Raw genomic sequence first — 24402 nt, 5'->3', positions numbered from 1 at the left:
ACATGAAAGTCAAAGATCTCATTCGCGAAACTCAGTGGTTGCCTGGTAGTTCTTATGTTGACGGTCCGCTTCCAATTGTCTCCGTTTTTCTTCCCACCTTTCGGCGCGCGAAGAGTGGTAAGTTTCGTAAGGCGATAGAGTCAGTATTAAGTCAAACGCTGACTGAGCTTGAGTTGATCATCGTTGATGATGCCAGTACAGACGGTAGTGCTGACATTATTGCGGAGTTCATGGAAAAAGATGGGCGTGTGAGCTGTCTTCGCCATGTAGTAAACATTGGTCTTCCTGCAATTTCTGAGTATGAGGCGTATTCAAAGTCTCGCGGTCGCTACATCGCATTTGCGTTTGATGATGACGAATTCTTTCCTGATGCACTGGAAGAGCTTTACAAACATGCTCAAATGACGCCAGACCAAGTAGTCTATGGGTCTGTCGGTATGAGAATAAGGGAGTTGGGCTCTGGTACTGAGCAGTTTGTGCACTTGGGTGAAAGTATTTCATCGCACAATATAAATAGCTGGAATTGCATCTCAAATAACGCAGTCTTAGTACCACGTTTCATCCTTGATGATATAGGTCTATACGATCCGCACATACTTATGACGCGCCTTTGTGATTGGGATCTGTGGAGAAGGATTTCCAGAAAGTACATTTTGCGTTATGTAGATGTTTGCGTTGGCGAAGTTGGTGGCCCTGCAACTGACGATAGTTTAGGAAAAACGTACGCGCTGGATACTTGGGCCTCGGAAGAGCAAATGAGGCAAGAGCGTGATTGGTCTCTCCGACCAGAGAACTTTGAGGAGTATGATATCTTCGCGTTGCCGGATTCAGCGGCGCATTGTACAGCTATCGCCGTGAGAGAAATGGCAGTTGCGCACGGACGAACGAGAGAAAATTTTGATATCAGTAGCTCTTTGTCCGGCTCAGATGATAATCGAAAGGTATTGGTTCTTACAGGCAATCACGATGCATGCACTAGTATATACTTCGACTTTTTGCCTGATGAATGGAAAAGCCGTGTAAGAGTTATTCGATACCCAGGTGGTTGGCCGATTTCCGAAATTGCACATGCTAGCTGTATTGTATTTGTCCGGCAACTGGATCCGTTCTTCGAATGGATTGCTGCTGCACAGAAGATGCAAATTCCTTGCTATTATTTCACCGACGATAATCTCACTCTGCTTCAAGAAAATAAGGAGATGAATTTTTTTGAGGACTTAAGCAAGAAGACGTTGCGTAATAAACTGAAAGATTTTTCAGGAGTCTTGACCAGCACTCTTGAACTGCAAGAATACTTTAGAGAGCATCTTATTCATTCGAATGTAGATTTTTTTCCGCCTACATTCTGTGATCTGAAAATCACTACCAGCAAGGTTGTTCCGGTACGTGACCGGTTGGTTATCGCTTTCGCGGGAGGCAGTCATCGGCTGTCCGCTCTCCGTGATGTCATGTTGCCCGCTTTTCTCAAGTACACAGAGTCGGGTAAAACTATTCAGCTAATTGTTGGTGGAGCAGGCTCGGATTTTTCGGACGAATTCAAAAAGCATGATTTTCTTGAATTGGTAACGCTACCCTTTGAGCTGAACTGGGAAACTGCGCTACTGCAGATCTCGCGATATAGTCCAGATATTCTTATTCATGCTCCGAGCGAGTCGGCCAATAATAAGTATAAAACAACAAATGTCGCATTGTCTGCAGATGTATTAGATGCCGTACTTGTTGTTCCAGATTACATGCCTTATTCCGACTTTAAAGAACTGAATAACGCTTATGTAGTCTCATCGCCGTTTAGCGCTCGCTCATGGCTTGAAGTTCTTGAAGGTTTGGATTTTTCCAAGTTTTCAGAAATGAAGAAAAATAACAAAAAATATTGTAATGAACACTTCTCTGGAGTTTTAAGTTGCAGAGTTCTGGCGTCCATTTCTAAGCCTACTACGTTTAATGGTTTTACCACCGTAGAAGGTAGGTTGAAATTAATGTCTAAGAGCCATGGCAGCCATATATCTATTGCGGGTGGTGATGTAATAAAAGATCCACAAAAATTGCTTGAGAGTCTTGAGGAGTTAGCTCGGCTACGGCAGGCGGCTTCTAGATCTAAGCGTCTAGGGTTTTTGTCTCGTAAGCACGATTTGTGGGACAACTTGATGCCACAATTCGCAAAGTTGAAGGAGTTTTCTCAACAAGCTAAGAGCGGAAGCTCGGAGATTAAGCTGGAGCTATCCAAGTCGCTGCACGATGTTCCATATGTTGAGTACTCAATTAATTTTCCTGCGGCAATAAAGTCCGTTTTAATAGCTTTTGCCACTGATGGGCTTCAGGATGGTTTAGTTGGTATTGAACTTGTTGGGGCAACCGGATCCATTGTTTTCAATGGAGTTGCATCGTTAAGCGGAGTGGATCTGTCTTTGCCTGTTGAATTCGTGGTCGATCAGGCGGCAGTTTCTTCGTCGGCTGATTATCGATTGCGAGTTTTTGCGCGTACGTCTCACCCTGTATATATGTTTGAACTGGTTAAATATCGTTATGCAGGCTTGAAGCGTTTCCCTGTGTATCCGTTCGTGGAAATATCGACTGTATAGGTATTGCCGATGAAATTAGATATAGGCTGTGGGCCAAAATGCCTTCCGGGATTTATCGGTGTCGATAGGTTTCCACTACCAGGTGTCCAAGTGATAGCGGATCTTGATAAACCGCTCCCATTTGAAGACGACTCTGTAGAGCTAGTGCATGCAGCGCACAGCTTGGAACACGTCTCAGATCTAATGTTTACAATGAGGGAGCTTTATCGTGTATGTAAACATAAAGCTCAGATCTGTATTGTCGCTCCCTATTATGAGCAGAAGCTTAACGTAGCTAATCCTTATCATCTTCAGGTATTCAACGAGCACACGCCAAGATTTTGGTCCAGCTGTTCTTGGGCACCCATTGATAAAAAGGAGTATTTCCATCCCCATGCAGTCACGTGGGGTTTGTCGCAGTCTGATAATTCGGATCCGGGTTTAGAAATACGACTGCTGCGGATGGAGTTTTTCTATTTTCCACGATTCAATCAGATGGAACCATCTTGTCAGCGAGAGTTGCGACAGCACTTAACTGATGTTTGCCATCAGGTTGTTTATCATCTTGTTGTTTGGAAGGATGATGATGAGAATGACTACGTTGAGCTAACAGAAAATCTGGAATCTTACCCATTTTTGGACACTCCTGCGCTGCAGGAGTCTAGGGCTGATGCAGAAGAGTATGAAGTAGAGAGTTTTTCTACCTTGTCTTTTGCTGAGGAGCGTCTAAGCGAGAGGTTGAAAGAGCAACATCATTATGTTGTTGAGTGTGAAAAAAAGCTTTTTAGAAATGAGAGGCTGATTAACTTACTTACCGCTGGGCCAGATCTGCCCGAATCTGATTCGAAGCTTTTTGATGAGTATTTTTCCAAAAAATACAACACCCGGGAACCAAGGGGCTATCGGCTTGGTAAAGAAATACCGGGTACTGGATATGTTGAGTATCCAATAAGAGGGAGCGGCGAGTTTAATTCGATTTCTGTTTGTATTTACTTGGCTGCAGATACCACAGATGCTCTGTTGGGCTTGGAACTGGTCGATAAAGGCAACAATATTGTATTCAGCTCAACTGAAAGTCTGTCCGAAATAAATATTATAGGAGTTGTACACTTTTCTATCGGAGAACCGCTTAGACAAGAAAATTTGGCCTATATGCGTTTTTTCGGTCGAAACTTGAATATCTGCGCCAAGGTTGTAGAGTGTTCGGTTGCATCTCGTTGGCCTTTACGCCCCAGCAAACTGGTTCCATACGCATGTTTTTCAAATGATGAGTGATGTTGATTCAAGTATTGAAGTTCTACTGATTGTCGAAGCGGATATCGCGACAACGCAGTTGACTGAACAGTTGTTGTCTGAGTGTTCTTGCCTCGGTATTAGATACAAGAAAGTATATCTTACTGATCTCGATCAGCATGTTTTTTCAGAGTCTGCGTTACCTCTGTTTGTGAGAACGGCCGATCCAGTTGCTATATCATGGATGCAATCTTTAAAGCGTAGCAATATTCCGTATTTCTACTATATTGATGATAATTTCTGGCTGATAGACGGTGATACTGCTTTGGCGAAGTATTACCAGCATCCGATTATCCGTCGTTCGCTTAAATATGCTGTTGAAAAGGCCAGTGCCGTCATTACCAATTCGGTTGCTCTAAGAGAGTTCATCCTTCCGAAAAACCGCAATACGGTGCTCCTGCCGGCTTTTTTTGACTTCTCGTTACTGCCAACTGGCGACGTCAAAACTGTCTCTGAGTACCGTATCGGTTTCGCGGGGAGTGCCTCGCGTGAGGCTGATCTGGAAGTGCTCAAGGACGTCATTCCTTATTTTCTCGCGCAAAGAGACGATGTCGTCTTTGAGTTTGTCGGCTGTCTTCCCAAGTGGTTGGAGCAGGGTCCCAAGGTGCGTTTTTTTGGGCATATGAATAGCTATGCTGACTATATAGCCTTTCAGGTGCAGCGCGGTTGGAAGATTGGTTTGGCGCCTTTGGATAACAAGACATCCAATAGGTATAAGACGAATAATAAGTATCGCGAATATTCGGCGTTCCGTTGTGCTGGGATTTATACAGATTCCGAAAGCTATGTGGATTCTGTTGTAGATGGTAGAACTGGTTTGCTCATCAAGAATAATACTGCGGCATGCTGGATTGCCGCAATCGAGCGCTACCTGGATGATGAAAAGTTCAGGATTTCCATTGCTGAACGGGCGCACATTGATGTCTACCAAAGATTTGATATCGTTGCTGTTGCTGCTCAGTGGGCCGAACTTTTCCAGCAGGGTGCGCGCGAGTTGAATAATAATAAAACGCGTCCAGTTCGTAGTTCGTTTTGGAGCGGTATTTCCAGAAAACTGGCGCATTATTGGTTGTTGGTTGAGATCTCCATGTACGAGGGTGGTTGGAGACTTACCTTTTCTAGAGCGTTTAGAAAATTATTGCGTCATTTTAGTCAACGAGAGAAACGCTAATCCGAAAGGTAAATAACGGCCTCTTTAACTGGGGAAGCTAGCAAGGCATGTAGTCAGTGCATATTTGTTCCTGCGCTGGATACGTGCCTTGGCACGTTCCCAGGCAACGAAGTGAAATAAATCCTCGCATTCTGCTCGCCGGTGAAGGCGATTCTGCTTGAATGATTCCCTGAGAGGACCGTGGAGCAATGTCTCCCGCCGGTTTTTCATGATAAATTGCAGCCTTGCTTTCTACAGTCTGAATCGGTTTAACATGCCAAAAAAAATACTTGTCACCGGTGCGACAGGATTTCTTGGGAGGTCCTTGGTTCGGCATTTTTGCAATTTTCCGGAGATATCTATTGTTGCTCCACTACGTAATGTAGGTGCGAGGCTATCCGAAAGAGTTGTAGTTACACATTTGTCGGATATCAATGAAGAAACAGACTGGCACGAATCACTTGTGGGTGTAGATGTTGTTGTACACGCAGCAGCGCGAGTGCATGTCATGCAAGAGGAATCGGCGCAAGCCATTGCGAAGTTTCGGGCGGTAAATGTAAGAGGAACGCTTTGCCTTGCACACCAGGCCGTTCAGGCCGGGGTTAAAAGATTTATCTATATTAGTTCCATCAAGGTTAATGGTGAAAGCACTCCGGTAGGTCACCCGTTCACCGCAAGCGATACGCCGCACCCTTCGGACGCTTATGGGATCTCCAAGTACGAAGCAGAGCAACAACTCATGCAGCTTGCCCAGACAGGCGCGATAGAGGTTGTCATTATTCGACCTGTACTTATTTATGGTCCTGGGGTTCGAGCGAATTTCCAGCAAATGATGCACTGGCTGGTGAAAGGGATTCCCCTGCCATTCGGGGCAATTAGTAATTCAAGAAGCCTTGTTTACGTAGACAATGTCGTCGATCTGGTTACGACTTGTATCGATCATCCTGGTGCCGCGAACCAGGTGTTTTTGGTCAGTGATGGCGAAGACGTTTCCACGACGCAGTTAATGAGCCGTCTCCTGATTTCGCTCGGCGTGAAGACATGGCTCATCCCTATTCCTGTCGCAGTGCTGAAGCTCCTTGCCATCTCCGTCGGACGAGGTGCTGTCGCACAGCGTCTTTTCGGATCGTTGCAAGTCGATATCAAGAAAAATCGTGAGTTGCTTGGCTGGCGGCCACCGTTCAGTCTTAACGATGGTTTGAAAGCAACAGCGGAGCATTTTTTGGAGTCTCGAAAAAGATGAGTTACGCGTGGGTCATACCTGTGGTTTTCGGTATTTCTTTTGTCATGACTGCAGTATTGCGTCGTTATGCAATATCCCGAAGTCTGATGGATGTTCCAAATGCGCGCAGTTCACATGTCGTTGCGACGCCTCGTGGCGGCGGCGTTGCAATTGTCCTGGCTTTTTTCGTATCCCTGGGTTTACTGCTTTTTACAGGCTTGATTTCTGTCGAGCTGTTTTTCGCTCTCGCAGGTGGTGGCGGCGCGGTTGCCCTGATCGGGTTCATGGACGACCACGGACATATCGCTGCACGCTGGCGGTTATTGGGTCATTTCGGTTCAGCTTTCTGGGTGCTGGGATGGATCGGGAGCTTGCCGCCAATCGCGGTGTTCGGTGTTTCCATCGATTTAGGCTGGGCAGGTTATTTAATGGCAGCTTTCTACCTGGTTTGGCTGCTCAACCTCTACAATTTCATGGACGGCATTGATGGTATCGCCAGTGTAGAAGCGATTTGTGCTTGTCTGGGGGCCAGTCTGCTTTACTGGTTATCGGGTATGGAGAGCCTGATTTGGGCACCGTTGTTGCTGGCTGCTTGCGTTGCCGGGTTTTTCTACTGGAATTTTCCTCCAGCGAGGATATTCATGGGCGATGCTGGCAGCGGATTTCTCGGTATGGTTTTGGGAGCCTTGTCTCTACAGGCTGCATGGATAAGTGCACCAATGCTCTGGGCTTGGTTGATTCTGCTTGGAGTCTTCATTGTCGACGCGACCTTTACGTTGTTGCGCCGCATGTTTCGAGGGGAAAAGGTCTACGAGGCTCACCGAAGCCATGCTTACCAGTTTGCGTCGCGTCGATTTGGCAGGCACTTGCCGGTAACAGCGGCGGTCGGTTTGATCAATCTGTTCTGGCTGTTGCCCATAGCGTTGTGCGTCACATGCCTGGATCTGGACGGTGCCTGGGGAGTAGTTCTGGCTTACACACCGCTGATCGTATTGGCGATAAAGTTTCGTGCTGGAGATCTGGAGACTCCGGCAGTCAAGAACTAAGCAGCAATCATTGGGTCATTTAGGTTTAGAGTGATCACCGAGCGCGCCGCAAGCTGCCACCATGGTGCGTGCCGCTGAGCAGAGTGATCAAGGTAATTGAAGGGTTTATGGATAAAATCAGAGAGTACCTGGTAAGCCTGCCTCGGCGCCGTAAGAGGTTGATTCAGGTCACCACAGACATGGTGCTTGTCTGGGCCGCCCTGTGGCTGGCCTTTATCGTCCGCCTCGGCCTGGACGATATGTATAACCCCTTCAAGGTGCATTTCTGGCTTTTCGTGTGCGCACCTATCATCGCAATTCCCTTGTTTATTCGTTTTGGCATGTATCGTGCGGTCATGCGCTATTTCGGCAACGATGCGCTCATTGCGATTATAAAAGCGGTCAGCCTGTCTGCGCTGATTTTGGCGCTTGTGGTTTATTGGTACAGCAATCACGAGGCTGTCGTTCCACGCTCGATTGTCTTCAACTATTGGTGGCTGAGTCTCGTCATTCTTGGCGGATTACGGCTTTGTATGCGGCAGTATTTCATGGGCGACTGGTTCGCCGGCGCTCAACACGTGCCATTTACAAACCGCGATGACGGCCTGGTCAAAGTTGCGATCTACGGTGCCGGTGTTGCTGGCAATCAGCTGGTGGCGGCCCTGCGCATGGGGCGAGCCATGCGCCCAGTGGCATTTATCGATGACGATCCAAGTATCTCGGATCGGGTGATAGCAGGCCTGCAGGTTTACAAACCAAAACACATTCAACAAATGATCGATGAAACCGGGGCTCAGGAAATTCTTCTGGCTCTGCCGTCATCAACCCGTGCACGCCGCCGGGAAATTCTCACACTTCTGGAGAGCTTTCCTCTCCACATCAGGAGCGTGCCCAACTTCACTGATCTGGCCAGCGGCCGTGTGAAAGTTGAAGATATTCAAGAGGTGGACATCGCTGATCTGCTTGGGCGCGATTCCGTACCTGCGCAAGCGGATTTGCTTGAACGTTGTATCAAAGGCAAAACGGTCTTGGTCACTGGCGCGGGTGGCTCGATTGGGGCGGAACTGTGCAGGCAGATTTTCGCACTCGGTCCGACCACTCTACTGTTGTTTGATCACAGTGAATTCAATCTCTATAGCATTCTTTCGGAGCTGGAGCAGAGAAGGTGTCGAGAGTCGGTAGCGGTCAGATTGTTGCCAATTCTCGGCTCCATTCGTCATCCACATAAGTTGTTGGATGTCATGAAAACCTGGAACGTTGAAACGGTCTACCATGCCGCTGCTTACAAGCATGTGCCCATGGTCGAGCACAATATTGCCGAAGGGGTGTTGAATAACGTCATTGGTACTCTCAATACTGCTCAGGCTGCGCTGCAGTCGGGTGTGGCAAACTTTGTGTTGATCTCAACTGACAAGGCGGTTCGCCCCACTAATGTGATGGGCAGTACCAAACGCCTTGCAGAGCTTACGCTGCAAGCTTTGAGTCGGGAAATTGCGCCGGTGCTATTCGGCGACAAGTCCAATGTCTCCCGAGTCAACAAGACTCGCTTTACAATGGTGCGTTTCGGTAATGTCCTGGGTTCTTCCGGTTCAGTGATTCCCCTGTTTCACAGCCAGATCAAATCCGGCGGGCCGTTAACCGTTACTCATCCCAAAATCACCCGTTATTTCATGACCATTCCTGAAGCTGCACAGCTGGTGATTCAGGCTGGCTCCATGGGGCAGGGCGGCGATGTATTTGTGCTCGACATGGGAGAACCGGTAAAGATTGTCGAATTGGCCGAGAAGATGATTCATCTGTCCGGTTTGAGCGTACGTTCGGAAAAAAATCTGCAGGGCGATATATCCATCGAGTTCACCGGATTGCGCCCCGGTGAGAAGCTTTATGAAGAGCTGCTGATTGGCGATAACGTATTGGCGACTGAGCATCCGATGATCATGAGCGCAAAGGAAGATCATCTCTCCTGGGAGTCACTCAAGCTGCGTTTGACGGAATTGATGACTGCCGTTGAGCAGGACGACTATTCCCGCGTCCGCCAACTCCTGCGCGAAACTGTCAGCGGCTACACCCCCGACGGCGAAATCGTCGACTGGATCTACCAGCAGCGCCGCCTCGAACCCTGATTGTTTCACATCCTGTAATAGACGCATTTTTGACACCCGCCAACCATCGCCTAAGTTTGGAGAGCAGCTTCGGAAAGCTGCTTTCCCAAACGATGATGGAGCGTCATTTATGCGTAACGGTTTTTTCTACTCTCTGGTTTTTGCTTTGCTCACCAGTGCTTCAATCGCTGTAGTGGCGGCACCTGCCGTTGTCCAGAACACGGATAAGGCTACGATGGTGAGCGATACCGTTGCGACGTCTACCAGTGAAAAGGTCGATCTCAACGGCGCCGACGCAGCAACTCTGCAAAAACAGCTGTCCGGAGTCGGCGAGGCGAAAGCCAAAGCGATTGTTGCGTATCGTGATGCTAATGGGCCATTCGCCTCGGTGGATGAACTGCTTGAAGTGAAGGGCATCGGCAAGGCGATCCTCGATCGCAACCGCGACAAGCTGGAAGTGAACTAAGCTGATTGTTCAACGCCAAGGGGCCGGTCATTGACCGGCCTTTCTGCTTTCTGGTGGTAGAGATGCGGCAGAGAGAGGGGCGTCGCGTTTGTCGGTGAGCTGAAAATTATGGGTATCATATTGTCTTTGGATTATGCCTATAATAATTTCCGCCACCTCCAGGCCAGTGAGCGTTGGAGGCCTATCTCCCAATATATTTCAGGAGCGCTGTCATGAGTTCAGTCCAGTCTCAAGGTACGGCCGTCGTCACTGGCGCATCGTCCGGTATCGGTGCCGTCTACGCGCAGCGGCTGGCAGCGCGTGGTTTTGATTTGCTGTTGGTGGCACGCGATCAACAGCGTCTTGAAAGCGCTGCGGGCGAGTTGCGCGAAGCGCACGGTGTAAAGGTCGAAGTGCTCAAAGCCGACCTGACGCAAAAGAACGATGTCCTCAAACTCCAGCAACGCCTGCGCAGTGATTCGAGCATCAGCCTGTTGGTGAATAACGCAGGGGTCGCAGCCGATGGTTTGCTGGCCAATTCCGACGCCGAGCAACTGGAGCGTCTGATCCAATTGAACGTCACCGCCGTGACGTTGCTGGCCTCGGCAGCCGCCGCCAGTTTCGCCAAGGCTGGACGCGGCACGATCATCAATATCGCCTCGGTGGTGGCGCTGTTTCCAGAACGCTTCAATGCAACCTACAGTGCGAGTAAAGCCTACGTGTTGAGCCTGACTCAGTCGCTCAACGCCGAGCTCGAAGGCACTGGCGTGAAGGTGCAAGCGGTGTTGCCTGGCGTTACCCGCACTGAAATCTGGGAGCGTTCCGGCATCGATGCCAGCGGCATTCCGGCGGAGATGGTGATGGAGGCCGGCGAGATGGTCGATGCGGCGCTCGCCGGTCTGGATCAGGGCGAGTTGATTACCATCCCGTCGCTGCCTGACGAGAGTGAATGGCAGGCCTTTGTGCGTGCACGGCATGTCATGGCACCGAATCTGTCGCGCAGTTCGGCGGCTGAACGCTACAAAAATTGATCAGAGGTAACTGCGGTATGAGTCAGCGTCGAATTGTTGTCACCGGTATGGGCCTGGTTTCTCCCTTGGGCAGTGACGTCGAGAGGGTCTGGCAGCGCTTGCTCGCCGGGCGCTCGGGCTTGCGCAATTTGCCGGAGGCGGTGAGCGCAGATCTGCCGACCCGGGTCGCCGGGATGGTGCCAACGGCGGCGGAGGACGTCGAGGCCGGTTTCGATCCGGATCTTGCCACGCCGCCCAAAGAGCAGAAGAAGATGGATCGCTTCATCCTGTTCGCCATGGAAGCGGCGCGCCAAGCGTTGGCGCAAGCCGGATGGCAGCCGTCCGAGGCCAAGGATCAGGAGCGCACCGCGACCATCATCGGCTCCGGTGTTGGTGGGTTCGGTGCAATAGCCGACGCCGTACGCACCACGGACAGTCGTGGCCCGCGTCGGCTGTCGCCGTTCACCATTCCATCGTTTCTGGTCAATCTGGCGGCCGGTCATGTGTCGATCCAGCATGCTTTGAAAGGCCCGCTCGGCGCACCGGTGACTGCTTGTGCTGCCGGGGTCCAGGCAATCGGCGATGCTGCGCGGATGATTCGTGCCGGTGAAGCGGATATCGCGGTTTGCGGTGGCGCGGAAGCCTGCATTGATCGGGTCAGCCTGGCCGGTTTTGCCGCGGCGCGAGCGTTGTCCAGCGGTTACAACGACACCCCCGAACGTGCCTCACGACCCTTTGATAGTGGTCGCGATGGTTTCGTGATGGGCGAGGGCGCCGGTCTGCTGGTGATCGAATCGCTGGAGCATGCGCTGGCACGTGGCGCGCAGCCTTTGGCTGAGCTGGTCGGTTACGGCACCACTGCCGATGCCTATCACCTCACCGCCGGGCCGGAGGACGGCAGCGGTGCACGACGCGCGATGCAGTTGGCGCTGGCTCAGGCGGGTGTTGCGCCAGATCAGGTGCAGCATCTCAATGCGCATGCGACCTCGACGCCGGTGGGCGATCTTGGTGAGTTGGCAGCGATCAAGGCGCTGTTCGGTACGGAGAATAAAATCGCCGTGACTTCGACCAAATCCGCCACCGGGCATTTGCTCGGCGCTGCCGGCGGGTTGGAAGCGATCTTCACCTTGTTGGCCATCCGGGATCAGGTCGTCCCGCCGACGCTCAACTTCGACAATCCCGATCCGGCGAGTGCGGGTGTAGATATCGTTCACGGTCAGGCGCGGTCGATGCCAATCGAGTATGCCCTGTCCAACGGTTTCGGTTTTGGCGGAGTGAATGCCAGTGTGCTGTTCAAGCGCTGGCAGGCTTAGTCCTGCGATTGCTTGAGGTGATCGCGCGTGACGTCGAGGATGCGTTGGGCAAACTCGGCGTCAGCGACACTGCGTGACAGCAAGAGCGCGCCGACCAGCGTCGACATGATGACAATGGCCCGGTCGGCGTTGTTGTCGCCCTCGAGGGTGCCTTCGATTTGACTCAGTCGGGCATTGAGTACCGCATCACTGGTCGGGCTCGGCTGGCCGCGCAGACCCAGCTCTGAGGAAATGGTCAGCAGCGGACAGCCTTCGTGCGGGGAGGTCTGATGCCATTCGGACAGGTAGGTGTCGATAAACGCCTGCAGCGGCTGTTCCTTGGCAAAGATCTCGGCGCACAGACCATCGACTTGATCGCTCGCCTCCTGCAAGGCTTTTTCGACCAGTTCGTCCTTGGATTTGAAGTGTGAGTAAAAGCCGCCGTGGGTCAGCCCCAGTGCTTTCATCAGGGGTTGCAGACCGGTAGCACCAATGCCGTCTTTGCGAAATCGCGCCGAGGCTTCCTTGATGATCCGCTGATGGGTTTGAGCTTTATGATCTTGCGAGTAACGCATGTGGAACTCTCCGCAACAAGACCACCATCTTAACCAAGGTAAATGACATGGTGACTGTACTTCTACTTCTTAAAAGCGCGCCGCTGAGTCCAACACGATCCTTGGAGTTAATACTCCCACAAAAAACAAACCCCGCCGATTCAGGCGGGGTTCTTCGTTCAGCGATCCTGCGCGTCTTTGATGTCCGCTTCGGCGTTGCGCTGCGCAACGCGTTTGCGTTCTTCATCGGTCAGTTCAACCTTGTTGGCGGTGTCGCGCAGCATCATCAATCCGCCAACGATCGAGCCGATTGCAACGACCAGAATCAACCAGGCATACCAGGGCATAACGGCTCTCCTTAATGGCAGCTCGGCGGGCGAGGGTTTCGCCAGCGACGCTGCATACCACTTTGAGCGAAGTGAGTTCGCAGTGGTTCCATTCTAGGCCGGTTAAGCCCGGTGTACCCGAAATCCCTCAGCGGCCGGTCAGCATCGCATCGGCCGGAGCGTCAGCGCGCAGTTGCCCGGTGAGCAGGAAGTAGCCGAAGCCGACCGCCATGAAGCCAAGGAAAATCAGCCCGATCAGTGCATTGAACCAGGCCATGGCGATCAGACACACCACCGCCAGCACCAGTGCGATCAGCGGAATCAGCGGATAACAAGGCGCACGGAAAGTCCGCTCGAGATTGGGTTCGGATTTACGCAATTTGAACAGGCTGAGCATGCTCATGATGTACATCACGATCGCGCCGAACACAGCCATGGTGATCATCGCCGCAGTGAGGGTCATGCCGCCGAGGTTGATCAAACCATCGCTGTAGATCGCGGCGATGCCGATGATGCCGCCGGCAATGATCGCCCGGTGCGGGGTCTGGAAGCGCGAGAGTTTCGCCAGCGACGCCGGCAGGTAACCGGCGCGGGCGAGGGCGAAGAACTGCCGCGAGTAGCCGAGGATGATCCCGTGGAAGCTCGCCACCAGACCGAACAGGCCGATCCACACCAGCATGTGCAACCAGCCGGAGTTGTCGCCGACCACGGTCTTCATCGCTTGCGGCAGAGGGTCGTTGATGTTCGCCAGGGTGCGCCAGTCACCGACGCCGCCTGCGAAGAACATCACGCCCATCGCCAGCAACACCAGGGTCAGGATCCCGCTGATATAGGCCTTGGGGATCGTGCGTTTGGGATCCTTGGCTTCTTCGGCGGCCATCGCCGCGCCTTCGATGGCGAGGAAAAACCAGATCGCAAATGGAATCGCGGCGAACATCCCGGCAATCGCTGGCGGCCCGAACACATCGGAACCGGCCCAGCCATTCAGGGCAAAGCTACTGAAGCTGAACGCCGGCGCGACCACTCCCATGAACACCAGCAATTCGATCACCGCCAGCACGCAGACGATCAGTTCGAACGTCGCCGCCAGTTTCACCCCGAGGATGTTCAAGGTCATGAACACGATATAGGCGCCGACTGCCGCGTGTTTCGGGTCAAGCGCCGGAAATTGCACGTTCAGGTAGGCGCCGATCGCCAGCGCAATCGCCGGAGGTGCGAAGACGAATTCGATCAGCGTGGCCAGCCCGGCGATCAGCCCGCCTTTCTCACCGAACGCACGACGGCTGTAAGCGAACGGCCCGCCGGCATGCGGAATCGCCGTAGTCAGTTCAGTGAAGCTGAAGATGAAACAGGTGTACATCGTGGCGACCATGAACGAGGTCACTAGAAAACCCAGCGTGCCAGCCACGCCCCAGCCGTAACTCCAGCCGAAGTACTCGCCGGAAATCACCAGCCCGACGGCGATGCCCCACAGGTGCAAGGTGCCCAGCGTGGGTTTGAGTTGTGTGTTCATGCGCTTGCTCCCGGAACGGTTTGGAAAGCTCGGGGGAGGGCGTGTGCAGTGGGCGTGCCATTGCTGTAAGTCAGGTCGTAAAGCGCTGAAAGCTGTCGTATCGGGGATGTTCGCGGCTGGATGAGCGTTTTTTGTGCGCCAGTTGGGTGCGATGCTGGCAGTTATGCCGTCTTCGCGAGCAAGCCCGCTCCCACATTGGATCTGTGGCGTTCACAAATCCCCTGTGGGAGCGAGCTTGCTCGCGAAGAAGCCCGCCAACACGACGCAAAACCCACCTGTAACGAACGCATAAACCCACTCTTTACGCTTTCTTTATGCGCCGCCGCACCCCTCGGTCTCGTTCCTTTACAGCCTCCTTTCCGACAATGCCTCCACACGCGGCAATACGCCGTAAAACGGAGATCTTCCATGAGCGTTCTGGACGGGGTGTCCCTGCTGTTGGCAGCCGGGCTGTTCATTTATCTGTTGGTTGCGCTGTTGCGCGCGGATCGGAACTAGGAGCGGCTATGCACAGTTATGACTATTGGCTGATCCTCGCGTTTTTTGCGGTGGTCTTGCTGCCGGCGCCGTTCCTCGGGCGCTTTTACTACAAGGTGATGGAAGGTCAGCGCACCTGGCTGACGCCGGTTCTCGGCCCGGTCGAGCGCGGTTGCTATCGGATTGCCGGGGTTGATCCGCAGGCTGAGCAGAGCTGGCAGAAGTACACGCTGGCCTTGCTCGCGTTCAATCTCGCCGGTTTCCTGCTGTTGTTCGCGATACTGTTGTTTCAGGATCACCTGCCGCTGAACCCGCAAAACCTGCCGGGCCAGGAATGGACCCAGGCGTTCAACACCGCGGTCAGTTTCATGACCAACACCAACTGGCAGTCCTACAGTGGTGAAGCGACCCTCAGCTATCTGAGCCAGATGGTCGGCCTCACCGTGCAGAACTTCGTCAGTGCCGCCACCGGCCTGGCGGTGCTGGTTGCGCTGTGCCGTGGCATCGGTCGCAAGTCGACCAAGACCCTGGGCAACTTCTGGGTCGACATGACCCGCGCAACCCTCTACGGCCTGCTGCCGCTGTGCCTGCTGCTGGCGCTGTACCTCGTCTGGCAGGGCGTGCCGCAGACCTTCGCGCAATACGTCAATGCCGTAACCATGCAGGGCGTCGATCAAGTGATCCCGCTCGGCCCGGCCGCCAGCCAGATTGCGATCAAGCAACTGGGTACCAACGGCGGTGGCTTCTTCGGTGTGAACTCGGCGCATCCGTTCGAGAACCCGACCGCGTGGAGCAACCTGTTCGAACTCGCGTCGATCATTCTGATTCCGGTAGCGCTGGTGTTCACCTTCGGTCATTACGTGAAAGACCAGCGTCAGAGCCGCGCGATCATCGCCTGCATGCTCGCATTGTTCCTGATCGGCGGCGCGACTTCGCTGTGGGCCGAATATCAGCCTAACCCGGCGCTGAACAATGTCGCGGTCGAACAGACCGCGCCGCTGGAAGGCAAGGAAGCACGCTTCGGTACCACCGCCACCGTGCTGTGGTCGGTGACCACCACCGCAGCGTCGAACGGTTCGGTCAACGGCATGCACGACAGCCTCAACCCGCTTAGCGGCATGGTGGCGCTGGTCAACATGATGGTCGGCGAAGTGATCTTCGGCGGCGTCGGTGCCGGGCTCTACGGCATGTTGCTTAACGTGCTGATCGCGGTGTTCCTCGCCGGCCTGATGATTGGCCGCACACCGGAATACCTGGGCAAGAAATTGCAGGCGCGGGAAGTGCAATTGCTGGTGGTGACCTTGCTGGTCATGCCGGTAGGCGTGCTGGTACTCGGCGCGATCGCCGCTGCTCTGCCTGGCCCGGCGGCGACCATCAGCAACCCCGGCCCGCACGGTTTCAGCCAGTTGCTCTATGCCTACACCTCGGCCAGCGCGAACAACGGTTCGGCGTTCGGTGGCCTGAGCGCCAACACCCCGTTCCACAACCTGATGCTCGGTCTGGGCATGTTGATCGGTCGCTTCGGCTACATCCTGCCGGTACTGGCACTGGCCGGCAGCCTGGCGATGAAGAAAACCGCACCGATCGGCCAGAACAGCTTCCCGACCCACGGCCCGCTGTTCGTGACCCTGTTGACCGTGACCATTTTGCTGGTGGGCGGCCTGACCTTCCTGCCGACCCTGGCGCTCGGTCCGATTGCTGAACACTTGAGCATGGGCTTCTAAGGAATCGATCATGAATATGCATGTTCCTGCAAAACCTGCGGTGCCGACCCAGTCGGCAGAAGCACCGAAAACCGCGATCTCGGCCCTGTGGCGTCCGGCGCTGGTGCAAGCCTTCGTCAAGCTCGACCCGCGCCAGCTGGTGCGTTCGCCCGTGATGCTGGTGGTCGAACTGACGGCGATTTTCACCACCGTGCTGTGCTTCATCCCGGACAACGTCGTGCCGACTTTCGTCGCCGCGCAGATTGCTCTGTGGCTGTGGTTCACCGTGCTGTTCGCCAACTTCGCCGAGGCCTTGGCCGAAGGTCGCGGCAAGGCCCGCGCCGACAGCCTCAAGGCTGGCAGCGAAGGCCTCAGCGCGCGGCGCAAACTGGCCAACGGCAGCTTCCAGGTGGTGCCTGCCGCCAGCCTGCGCAAAGGTGACGTGGTGCGCGTCGAAGCGGGGGAGATGATCCCCGGTGACGGCGAAGTCATCGAAGGTATTGCCGCGGTCAACGAAGCGGCGATCACCGGTGAATCGGCGCCGGTGATTCGCGAGTCCGGTGGCGATCGCTCGGCGGTCACCGGCAACACGCGCCTGGTGTCCGACTGGTTGTTGGTGAAGATCACTGCCAACCCGGGTGAATCGACCCTCGATCGCATGATCGCCCTGGTCGAAGGCGCCAAGCGCCAGAAGACCCCGAACGAAGTCGCGCTGGATATCCTGCTGATCGGCCTGACCCTGATCTTCCTGCTGGTGGTGGTGACCCTGCAGCCGTTCGCCCACTTCGCCAACGGCAGCCTGCCGCTGGTGTTCCTGGTGGCGCTGCTGGTCACGCTGATTCCGACCACCATCGGTGGTTTGCTGTCGGCCATCGGTATTGCCGGGATGGATCGTCTGGTGCGGCTGAACGTGATCGCCAAATCCGGGCGCGCCGTGGAAGCGGCCGGTGACGTGCATGTGTTGCTGCTGGACAAGACCGGCACCATCACCTTCGGTAACCGCCGTTGCAGCGCGGTGTATGCCGCGCCAGGCGTGAATGGTCGCGAACTGGCCGAAGGCGCGTTGTTTGCCTCGCTGGCGGACGAAACCGCCGAAGGCAAATCCATCGTCGAGTACCTGCGCGGTCTGCACCCACAAACCGAGCCGGCGCTGGATACTTTGACTGCCGTGCCGTTCAGTGCGGAAACCCGCTTGTCCGGTGTCGACTATCAGGGCCGCGTGTACCGCAAGGGCGCAGTCGATTCGCTGCTGGCCTTCCTCGGTCAACAACGCTCCGATCTGGCCCCGGCGCTGTCGCGGGAAATCGACAAGATCGCGCAGAGCGGCGGTACGCCGTTGCTGGTCTGCGCCGACGGCAAACTGCTCGGTGCGATCCATCTCAAGGACGTGGTCAAGCCAGGCATTCGCGAGCGTTTTGCCGAGCTGCGCAAACTGGGGATTCGCACGGTGATGGTCACCGGCGACAACCCGTTGACCGCTGCGGCCATCGCGGCTGAAGCGGGCGTCGATGACGTGCTCGCCGAGGCCACCCCGGAGAAAAAACTCGCACGTATCCGTCTCGAACAGAACGACGGTCGTCTGGTCGCCATGTGCGGCGACGGTGCCAACGATGCCCCGGCGCTGGCCCAGGCTGACGTCGGCATGGCGATGAACGACGGTACGCAAGCCGCACGCGAAGCAGCCAACATGGTCGACCTCGACAGCGACCCGACCAAGCTGCTGGACGTGGTGCAGATCGGCAAGGAATTGCTGGTGACCCGTGGTGCGCTGACGACGTTTTCCATCGCCAACGACGTGGCCAAATACTTCGCGATTCTGCCGGCGCTGTTCGCCGCGATCTATCCGCAACTGGGTGTGCTGAACATCATGCACTTGACCAGTCCGCAGAGCGCGATCCTCTCGGCGATCGTCTTCAACGCCCTGATCATCGTCGTGCTGATTCCACTGGCATTGCGTGGCGTACGCGTACAAGCAGCGAGTGCCGCGGCACTGCTGCGGCGCAACCTGCTGATCTACGGACTGGGCGGGATTCTGGTGCCGTTCGTGGGGATCAAGGCGATCGACATGCTGCTCACGGCTTTGCATTTGGTTTGAGGTTGGAAGAGCCCCTCACCCTAACCCTCTCCCGGAGGGAGAGGGGACTGATCGAGGTGTTTGTAAGAGGCGTACCGACCTGGGATAGCGAGCCGAACTCAGGTCTGGAAAAGCGCAGAGATCGGCTCCCTTTCTCCTCGCCCCCTTGGGGAAGAGGGCTGGGGTGAGGGGGAAAAGATCTCCCTGGTACCCCGCAAAAGTTTGCCCAACGAATTCGAGGATTTTGCAATGTCCACAATGATACGTCCGGCCCTGAGCCTGCTGGTGCTGATGACCCTGATCACCGGCGTGGCCTATCCACTGGTGGTGACCGGCGTTGCGCAGGTCGCTTTCCCTGAACAGGCCAACGGCAGCCTGGTGCACGATGCCGACGGCAAGGTGCGCGGCTCGTCGTTGATCGCCCAGGATTTCGTCGGTGATGCGTGGTTTCATCCGCGTCCTTCGGCGGGCGCCTTCGCGACCGTTTCCAGCAGCGCCAGCAACCTGGCGCCGAGCAATCCGGCGCTGGCCACGCGGGTGATCGACGACGCCAACAAGTTGCAGGTGCCCGGCCAGGGGCCGGTGCCATTGGCGTTGCTGACCACCTCCGGCAGCGGCCTCGATCCGCACTTGCCACCGGCGGCAATTGCCTATCAACTGGCGCGTGTCGCGCAAGCGCGCAACTTGCCTATGTCGACTTTGCAGCAACTGCTCGATGCGCACATCGAACAGCCGCTGGTGGGGCCGCCGGTGGTGAATGTGCTGGAGCTGAACATGGCGCTGGAAAAGCTGTAATTCTGCGGCGCGGCCATTCGCGAGCAAGCCCGCTCCCACAAGAGCAACACTGAACCTGTGGGAGCGAGCTTGCTCGCGAAGAGGCCACAACTGGCAACACATAAACGTCTGACTGAAGAGATCAAGCATGAGCGACTCCGGCCGCGCCGACGCCCTGTTAGCAGACCTGCCCCGCGACGGCCGTGGCCGGCTGAAGATTTTCCTCGGCGCCGCCCCCGGGGTCGGCAAGACCTACGCCATGCTCCAGGCCGCGCACACGCAATTGCGCCAAGGCGTGAAAATCATTGCCGGTGTCGTCGAAACCCATGGTCGTGCGGAAACCGAAGCGCTGCTCGGCGGTTTGCCGCAGCAGCCGCTGGTACGCTCGGAATACCGTGGCGTGATGCTCGAAGAAATGGACCTCGACGGCCTGCTCGCGGCCAAACCCAAGCTGGTGCTGGTGGACGAACTGGCGCACACCAACGCCCCCGGCAGCCGACATGCCAAGCGCTGGCAGGACATTCAGGAACTGCTCGCCGCCGGCATCGACGTCTACACCACGGTCAACGTCCAGCACCTGGAAAGTCTCAACGATCAGGTGCGCGGCATCACCGGTGTGCAGGTGCGTGAAACCCTGCCGGACTGGGTGCTGCAGGAAGCCTACGAACTGCTGCTGATCGACCTGCCACCGCGCGAGCTGCTGGAGCGTCTGCGCGAAGGCAAGGTCTACGTGCCGGAACAGGCGCGGGCGGCGATCGATGCGTTTTTCACCCAGACCAACCTCACCGCGTTGCGCGAGCTGGCGATGCAAACGGCGGCCGCGCAGGTTGATAACGATCTCGCGCAAGGCTATCGCCAACTTGGTCAGGCAGCTCCGGCGGTGCGCGGGCGTTTGCTCGTCGGCGTCGATGGCGATGCGCATGCCGAACGCCTGGTGCGTCACGCCAGCCGCGTGGCCCAGCGTCGGCATTTACCGTGGAGTCTGGTGCATGTCGACAACGGCACGGTGCGCGACGAGCAATCGCGCCTGCGCCTGCAAAACGCCCAGCAACTGGCTGAACGCCTCGGCGGTGAAGTGGTGCTGTTGCGCGCCGGCGAAGTGGCGAAAACCCTGATCCAGCATGCCGCCGAACGCCGTGCGAGTCTGCTGCTGGTCGGGCAGTCGCGGCCGAGTCTGCGCCGTCGCCTGTTCGGTGGCGGGCTCGCCGCGCGTTTGCTGCGCCAGGCCCACGGCCTGGAAATCAACGTCCTCGACAACGATCATGAACACCCGCAACAGCGCCTGCGAACCACGCCGACGCTGGTCTGGTTCGACTATCTGTTGGCGCTGGTTGCCACGCTGTTGGCCAGTGCCCTGGCGTGGGCGGTATCGAGTATTTTGCCGCTGCCAAACATCTCGCTGGTGTTCCTCGCGGCGGTGCTGCTGGTGGCGGTGCGCAGCAGTCTGGGCCCGGCGCTGGCCTGCGCGGCGTTGTCGTTTCTGACCTACGACTTCCTGTTCATTCCGCCGAATTTTTCCTTCGCCATCCAGCGCGAAGAAGATGTTCTGACCTTGCTGTTCTTCCTGCTGATGGCGGCGCTCACCGGCAATCTCGCGGCGCGTCAGCGGCGGCAGTTGCAGGCGTTGCGCGACACGCAAGAAGAGACCACAGAGCTGCTCGATCTGTCGCGCAAACTGACTGCGGCAACGGATCGTCAGGCGGTAGTCAGCGCTGCGGCGCAGCACCTCAACGGCTGGAGCGATCTGCAATTGTGCCTGCTCAACCGCGACGGGCAGGGCGGCTGGAAAGTCGAGACCGGCGGGCCGCTGGAATTCAGCGAATCGGAACGCGCCGCCGCCGACTGGGCCTGGCAACACGATCAACCGGCCGGCATGGGCACCGGCACGCTGCCGTTCGGTCGCTGGTGGTGGTGGCCGCTGTCGGTGGAGGACGGGCCGCTGGCGCTGCTCGGGGTCTGCGCCAAAGAGGGCCAGACCTTGAGCGGCCAGCGTCGACGCCTGCTCACCGCGTTGAGTCAGCCACTGGCGCAGGCGCTGGCGCGGGCGCAACTGGCGGACGATCTGGAAGCCGCGCGCCTGCACGGTGAAACCGAGCAGTTGCGCAGTGCGCTGCTGGCCTCGGTATCGCATGATCTGCGCACACCGCTGACCGCCATGCGCGGCAGCATCGACAGCCTGCTGGCCCTCGGCGAAGCCATTCCGCTGGAGGATCGCCGCGAGTTGCTCGAAGGCACCCGCGACGAAGCCGAACGCCTCGATCGCTACATTCAGAACCTGCTGGACATGACCCGCCTCGGCCATGGTGCATTGAAGCTCGCGCGCGACTGGGTAGCGCCGGCGGACATCGTCGGCAGTTCGCTCAATCGCCTGCGTGCGGTGCTCGCGCCGTTGCAGGTCAGCACCGATGTGCCGTCCGAGTTGCCGCTGCTGTTCGTGCATGCGGCGCTGATCGAGCAGGCGCTGGTCAATGTGCTGGAAAACGCCGCACGCTTCTCGCCGCCACACGGGCGTTTGCAATTGAGTGCCGGGGCGAGTGAAGACGAGATTTTCTTCACGGTCAGCGATGAAGGGCCGGGGATTCCCGAAGAGGAGCGGGCGAAGATTTTCGACATGTTCTACACCGCCGCCCGTGGTGATCGTGGCGGGCAGGGCACCGGTCTGGGGCTGGCGATCTGTCAGGGCATGGTCGGCGCGCATGGCGGCCGGATCAGCGTCGCCGACGGCATCGACGGGCGCGGCACCAGCATCACCCTGCACCTGCCGTTGCAGACGCAACCGGGGATGGACAATGAAGCCTGATCGCGACTGCGCTACTCTCTTGCCAATCTTTTGTGTTGATGTGAATTCATGAGCCAGACCGCGACCATTTTGGTCATCGATGACGAACCGCAGATCCGTAAATTCCTGCGCATCAGCCTCGCCTCACAAGGCTACAAAGTGCTCGAGGCCGGCACCGGCGCCGAGGGGCTGGCCCAGGCGGCGCTGAACAAGCCCGACTTGCTGGTGCTCGACCTCGGCCTGCCGGACATGGACGGCCAGCAGGTGCTGCGCGAGTTTCGCGAGTGGGCCACCGCGCCGGTGCTGGTGCTGTCGGTGCGGGCCAGCGAAGGGCAGAAAGTCCAGGCGCTGGATGGCGGCGCCAATGATTACGTGACCAAGCCGTTCGGCATTCAGGAGTTTCTCGCCCGGGTCCGCGCGTTGTTGCGTCAGGCGCCGGCCGGCGAGGCCCAGCAAGCGGCGCTGACGTTCGGCCCGCTGACGGTGGATCTGGCCTATCGACGAGTGCTGCTCGACGGCGTCGAAGTGGCGCTGACTCGCAAGGAATACGCAGTGTTGGCGCAACTGGCACGGCATCCGGGCCGGGTGATCACCCAGCAGCAATTGCTCAAGGACATCTGGGGGCCGACGCATACCGAGGACAGTCATTACCTGCGGATTGTGGTCGGGCATTTGCGTCAGAAGCTGGCGGATGATCCGACGCGGCCGCGGTTTATTGTGACGGAGGCTGGGGTTGGTTATCGGTTGTTGAGTGAGAACAGCCTGTAGGTTTTGGGGTGGCTGAGCTGACGCCTTCGCGAGCAAGCCCGCTCCCACAGGGTTCTTCGGTGTGATTGAAATTTTGTGTTTCACACCGGCCACTGTGGGAGCGGGCTTGCTCGCGAAGAGGCCCTGACAGCCAGCCGAGAACTTCAGGGCTCTCTACTCTGCTCACTCTCATACCGATCCAGCGTATCCCGCGCAATCTCCCGCCCCAGCGCGATCAGTTCCGGCGCCTTGTAGAACTCGAAAAACCGGCACACGCGCTTTGGCACGTTGATCAGGATGTCCGGCGGATAGCCGGCGATCTTGTATTGCGCCAACGAGGTCTGCATCACCTCGAAACTCTGGTTGATCAGGTCCAGCAGTGACGCCGGCCCGACGTTGTCGATGATGAACGAGCCGGTGGCGGACTTCGGCGCGCCTTCGCGCTCGGGTGCCGCTGCCGGTTGCTGACTTTCCGGTTCGCTGCCTTCCAGCCATGGGTTGATGTCCGCCGCCTCCGCGCGCAGGGCTTCCTGCTCAAGCAACAGCAATTGCTCGGCCTGTTTGCGGCGGAACGGCATCTTCGAACCCAGCGAACTGAGCAAACTGTCGAAGCGCGAACGAAACGCGGGCGGGCGCTGGATCACCGGCAATTTGTAGTGGCGCTGGTTGGTCGCGTTGAGGTTGACCGCGATGATCAGGTCGCAGTGGCTGGAGACCACCGGCACGATCGGCAACGGGTTGAGAATGCCGCCGTCCACCAGCATCCGGTTGCCCTGCATCACTGGGGTGAACAGGCTGGGAATCGCCGCCGAGGCGCGCATCGCCTGATGCAGACAGCCTTCCTGAAACCAGATTTCCTGCTGGTTGGTCAGGTCGGCGGCGACCGCGGTGTAGGGGATGCGCAAGTCTTCGATGTTGATTTCGCCGACGATCTTGCGGATCTGCCCGAAGACCTTTTCGCCACGTATCGCCCCGAGGCGAAAACTCACGTCTACCAGCCGCAGCACGTCCAGATAATCGAGGGTTTCGATCCAGGTGCGGTACTCGTCGAGTTTGCCTGCGGCATAGATCCCGCCGACCACCGCGCCCATCGAACAACCGGCAATGCAGGCAATGTCGTAACCGCGTCTTTCGATTTCCTCAATGACCCCGATATGGGCATAGCCCCGGGCGCCTCCGGAGCCCAGCACCAGTGCGACACGCTTTTTCATCAAACTTCCTCCCGACAAGGCTCCACAATGCACCCTTCGGGGGGCGGGCGACAATCGGCAGGGTCGCTGGAGACGGCAGGGGCGTCGTTTTTTCGATACTCCGTGACCGCTCGGCGCTATGCTCTGGTCACCGCAGATTCATTGGGC

General features: G+C 56.6%; 19 protein-coding genes. 15 read left to right on the top strand and 4 right to left on the bottom strand.

Features of this window, described 5'->3' with window-relative positions; all coding sequences use genetic code 11:
* Window positions 1-2 precede the first annotated feature (2 nt).
* From E3Z29_RS22950 to fabF, 9 genes are all read left to right on the top strand, one after another.
* Window positions 3-2579 (top strand): glycosyltransferase family 2 protein, encoded by a 2577-nt coding sequence (locus E3Z29_RS22950; protein ID WP_134787038.1) that lies wholly within the window; start codon window positions 3-5, stop codon window positions 2577-2579.
* A gap of 9 nt (window positions 2580-2588) precedes the next feature.
* Complete coding sequence (locus E3Z29_RS22945) at window positions 2589-3833, top strand: methyltransferase domain-containing protein (protein ID WP_134787037.1); 1245 nt, start codon at window positions 2589-2591, stop codon at window positions 3831-3833.
* Window positions 3826-5022, top strand: a complete 1197-nt coding sequence (locus tag E3Z29_RS22940; protein WP_167734164.1) for a glycosyltransferase — start codon at window positions 3826-3828, stop codon at window positions 5020-5022. The genes E3Z29_RS22945 and E3Z29_RS22940 overlap by 8 nt, the downstream gene beginning before the upstream one ends.
* Before the next feature lie 208 nt (window positions 5023-5230).
* Entirely contained in the window at window positions 5231-6244 is a 1014-nt protein-coding gene (locus tag E3Z29_RS22935; protein ID WP_134787612.1) for an SDR family oxidoreductase, read from the top strand.
* Entirely contained in the window at window positions 6241-7269 is a 1029-nt protein-coding gene (locus tag E3Z29_RS22930; RefSeq protein WP_103368343.1) for a glycosyltransferase family 4 protein, read from the top strand. Before E3Z29_RS22935 ends, E3Z29_RS22930 begins: the two co-directional genes overlap by 4 nt.
* Before the next feature lie 107 nt (window positions 7270-7376).
* Window positions 7377-9371, top strand: coding sequence for a nucleoside-diphosphate sugar epimerase/dehydratase (locus tag E3Z29_RS22925; protein WP_134787035.1), 1995 nt, complete (start codon window positions 7377-7379; stop codon window positions 9369-9371).
* 109 nt (window positions 9372-9480) lie between these two features.
* Entirely contained in the window at window positions 9481-9816 is a 336-nt protein-coding gene (locus E3Z29_RS22920; RefSeq protein WP_134787034.1) for a helix-hairpin-helix domain-containing protein, read from the top strand.
* A 212-nt stretch (window positions 9817-10028) separates the two neighbouring features.
* Window positions 10029-10826 carry an SDR family oxidoreductase gene (locus tag E3Z29_RS22915; protein WP_134787033.1) on the top strand — a complete coding sequence of 266 codons (798 nt, stop codon included), beginning with the start codon at window positions 10029-10031 and terminating at the stop codon, window positions 10824-10826.
* 17 nt (window positions 10827-10843) lie between these two features.
* Window positions 10844-12118: a beta-ketoacyl-ACP synthase II gene (gene fabF / locus E3Z29_RS22910; RefSeq protein WP_134787032.1), complete on the top strand. Its 1275-nt coding sequence runs from the start codon at window positions 10844-10846 to the stop codon at window positions 12116-12118.
* Here fabF and E3Z29_RS22905 read toward each other — a convergent pair.
* From E3Z29_RS22905 to eat, 3 genes are all read right to left on the bottom strand, one after another.
* Window positions 12115-12672: a TetR/AcrR family transcriptional regulator gene (locus E3Z29_RS22905; RefSeq protein ID WP_134787031.1), complete on the bottom strand. Its 558-nt coding sequence runs from the start codon at window positions 12670-12672 to the stop codon at window positions 12115-12117. The genes fabF and E3Z29_RS22905 overlap by 4 nt on opposite strands.
* A 158-nt stretch (window positions 12673-12830) precedes the next feature.
* Window positions 12831-12998, bottom strand: coding sequence for a DUF2897 family protein (locus E3Z29_RS22900; protein WP_003226857.1), 168 nt, complete (start codon window positions 12996-12998; stop codon window positions 12831-12833).
* 127 nt (window positions 12999-13125) lie between these two features.
* On the bottom strand, window positions 13126-14490 hold the full coding sequence (gene eat / locus E3Z29_RS22895) for an ethanolamine permease (RefSeq protein ID WP_007963671.1): 1365 nt from the start codon (window positions 14488-14490) through the stop codon (window positions 13126-13128).
* Window positions 14491-14898: 408 nt separating this feature from the next.
* On the opposite strand from eat, the gene kdpF reads away from it, so the two are divergent.
* The 6 genes from kdpF (at window position 14899) to E3Z29_RS22865 (ending at window position 23065) form a co-directional block, all read left to right on the top strand.
* A complete protein-coding gene (gene kdpF, locus E3Z29_RS22890) occupies window positions 14899-14988 on the top strand; it encodes a K(+)-transporting ATPase subunit F (protein WP_007963673.1) in 90 nt (29 codons plus the stop codon).
* 8 nt (window positions 14989-14996) lie between these two features.
* On the top strand, window positions 14997-16691 hold the full coding sequence (kdpA, locus tag E3Z29_RS22885) for a potassium-transporting ATPase subunit KdpA (RefSeq protein ID WP_096794943.1): 1695 nt from the start codon (window positions 14997-14999) through the stop codon (window positions 16689-16691).
* Between the two features lie 10 nt (window positions 16692-16701).
* Window positions 16702-18765 carry a potassium-transporting ATPase subunit KdpB gene (kdpB, locus tag E3Z29_RS22880; protein ID WP_134787030.1) on the top strand — a complete coding sequence of 688 codons (2064 nt, stop codon included), beginning with the start codon at window positions 16702-16704 and terminating at the stop codon, window positions 18763-18765.
* A 228-nt stretch (window positions 18766-18993) separates the two neighbouring features.
* Complete coding sequence (gene kdpC, locus E3Z29_RS22875; protein WP_096794945.1) at window positions 18994-19539, top strand: potassium-transporting ATPase subunit KdpC; 546 nt, start codon at window positions 18994-18996, stop codon at window positions 19537-19539.
* 127 nt (window positions 19540-19666) lie between these two features.
* Window positions 19667-22318, top strand: coding sequence for a sensor histidine kinase KdpD (locus E3Z29_RS22870; protein WP_134787029.1), 2652 nt, complete (start codon window positions 19667-19669; stop codon window positions 22316-22318).
* Between the two features lie 48 nt (window positions 22319-22366).
* Entirely contained in the window at window positions 22367-23065 is a 699-nt protein-coding gene (locus E3Z29_RS22865) for a response regulator (protein WP_003226844.1), read from the top strand.
* A 143-nt stretch (window positions 23066-23208) separates the two neighbouring features.
* Here the strand turns inward: E3Z29_RS22865 and E3Z29_RS22860 are convergent, their stop codons facing one another.
* Window positions 23209-24255, bottom strand: a complete 1047-nt coding sequence (locus E3Z29_RS22860) for a patatin-like phospholipase family protein (RefSeq protein WP_027612455.1) — start codon at window positions 24253-24255, stop codon at window positions 23209-23211.
* Window positions 24256-24402 lie beyond the last annotated feature (147 nt).

Source organism: Pseudomonas sp. S150 (genome assembly GCF_004526365.1).
GTDB classification, from domain to species: domain Bacteria; phylum Pseudomonadota; class Gammaproteobacteria; order Pseudomonadales; family Pseudomonadaceae; genus Aquipseudomonas; species Aquipseudomonas putida_A.
This window is presented reverse-complemented; position numbering and strand designations above follow the sequence as displayed.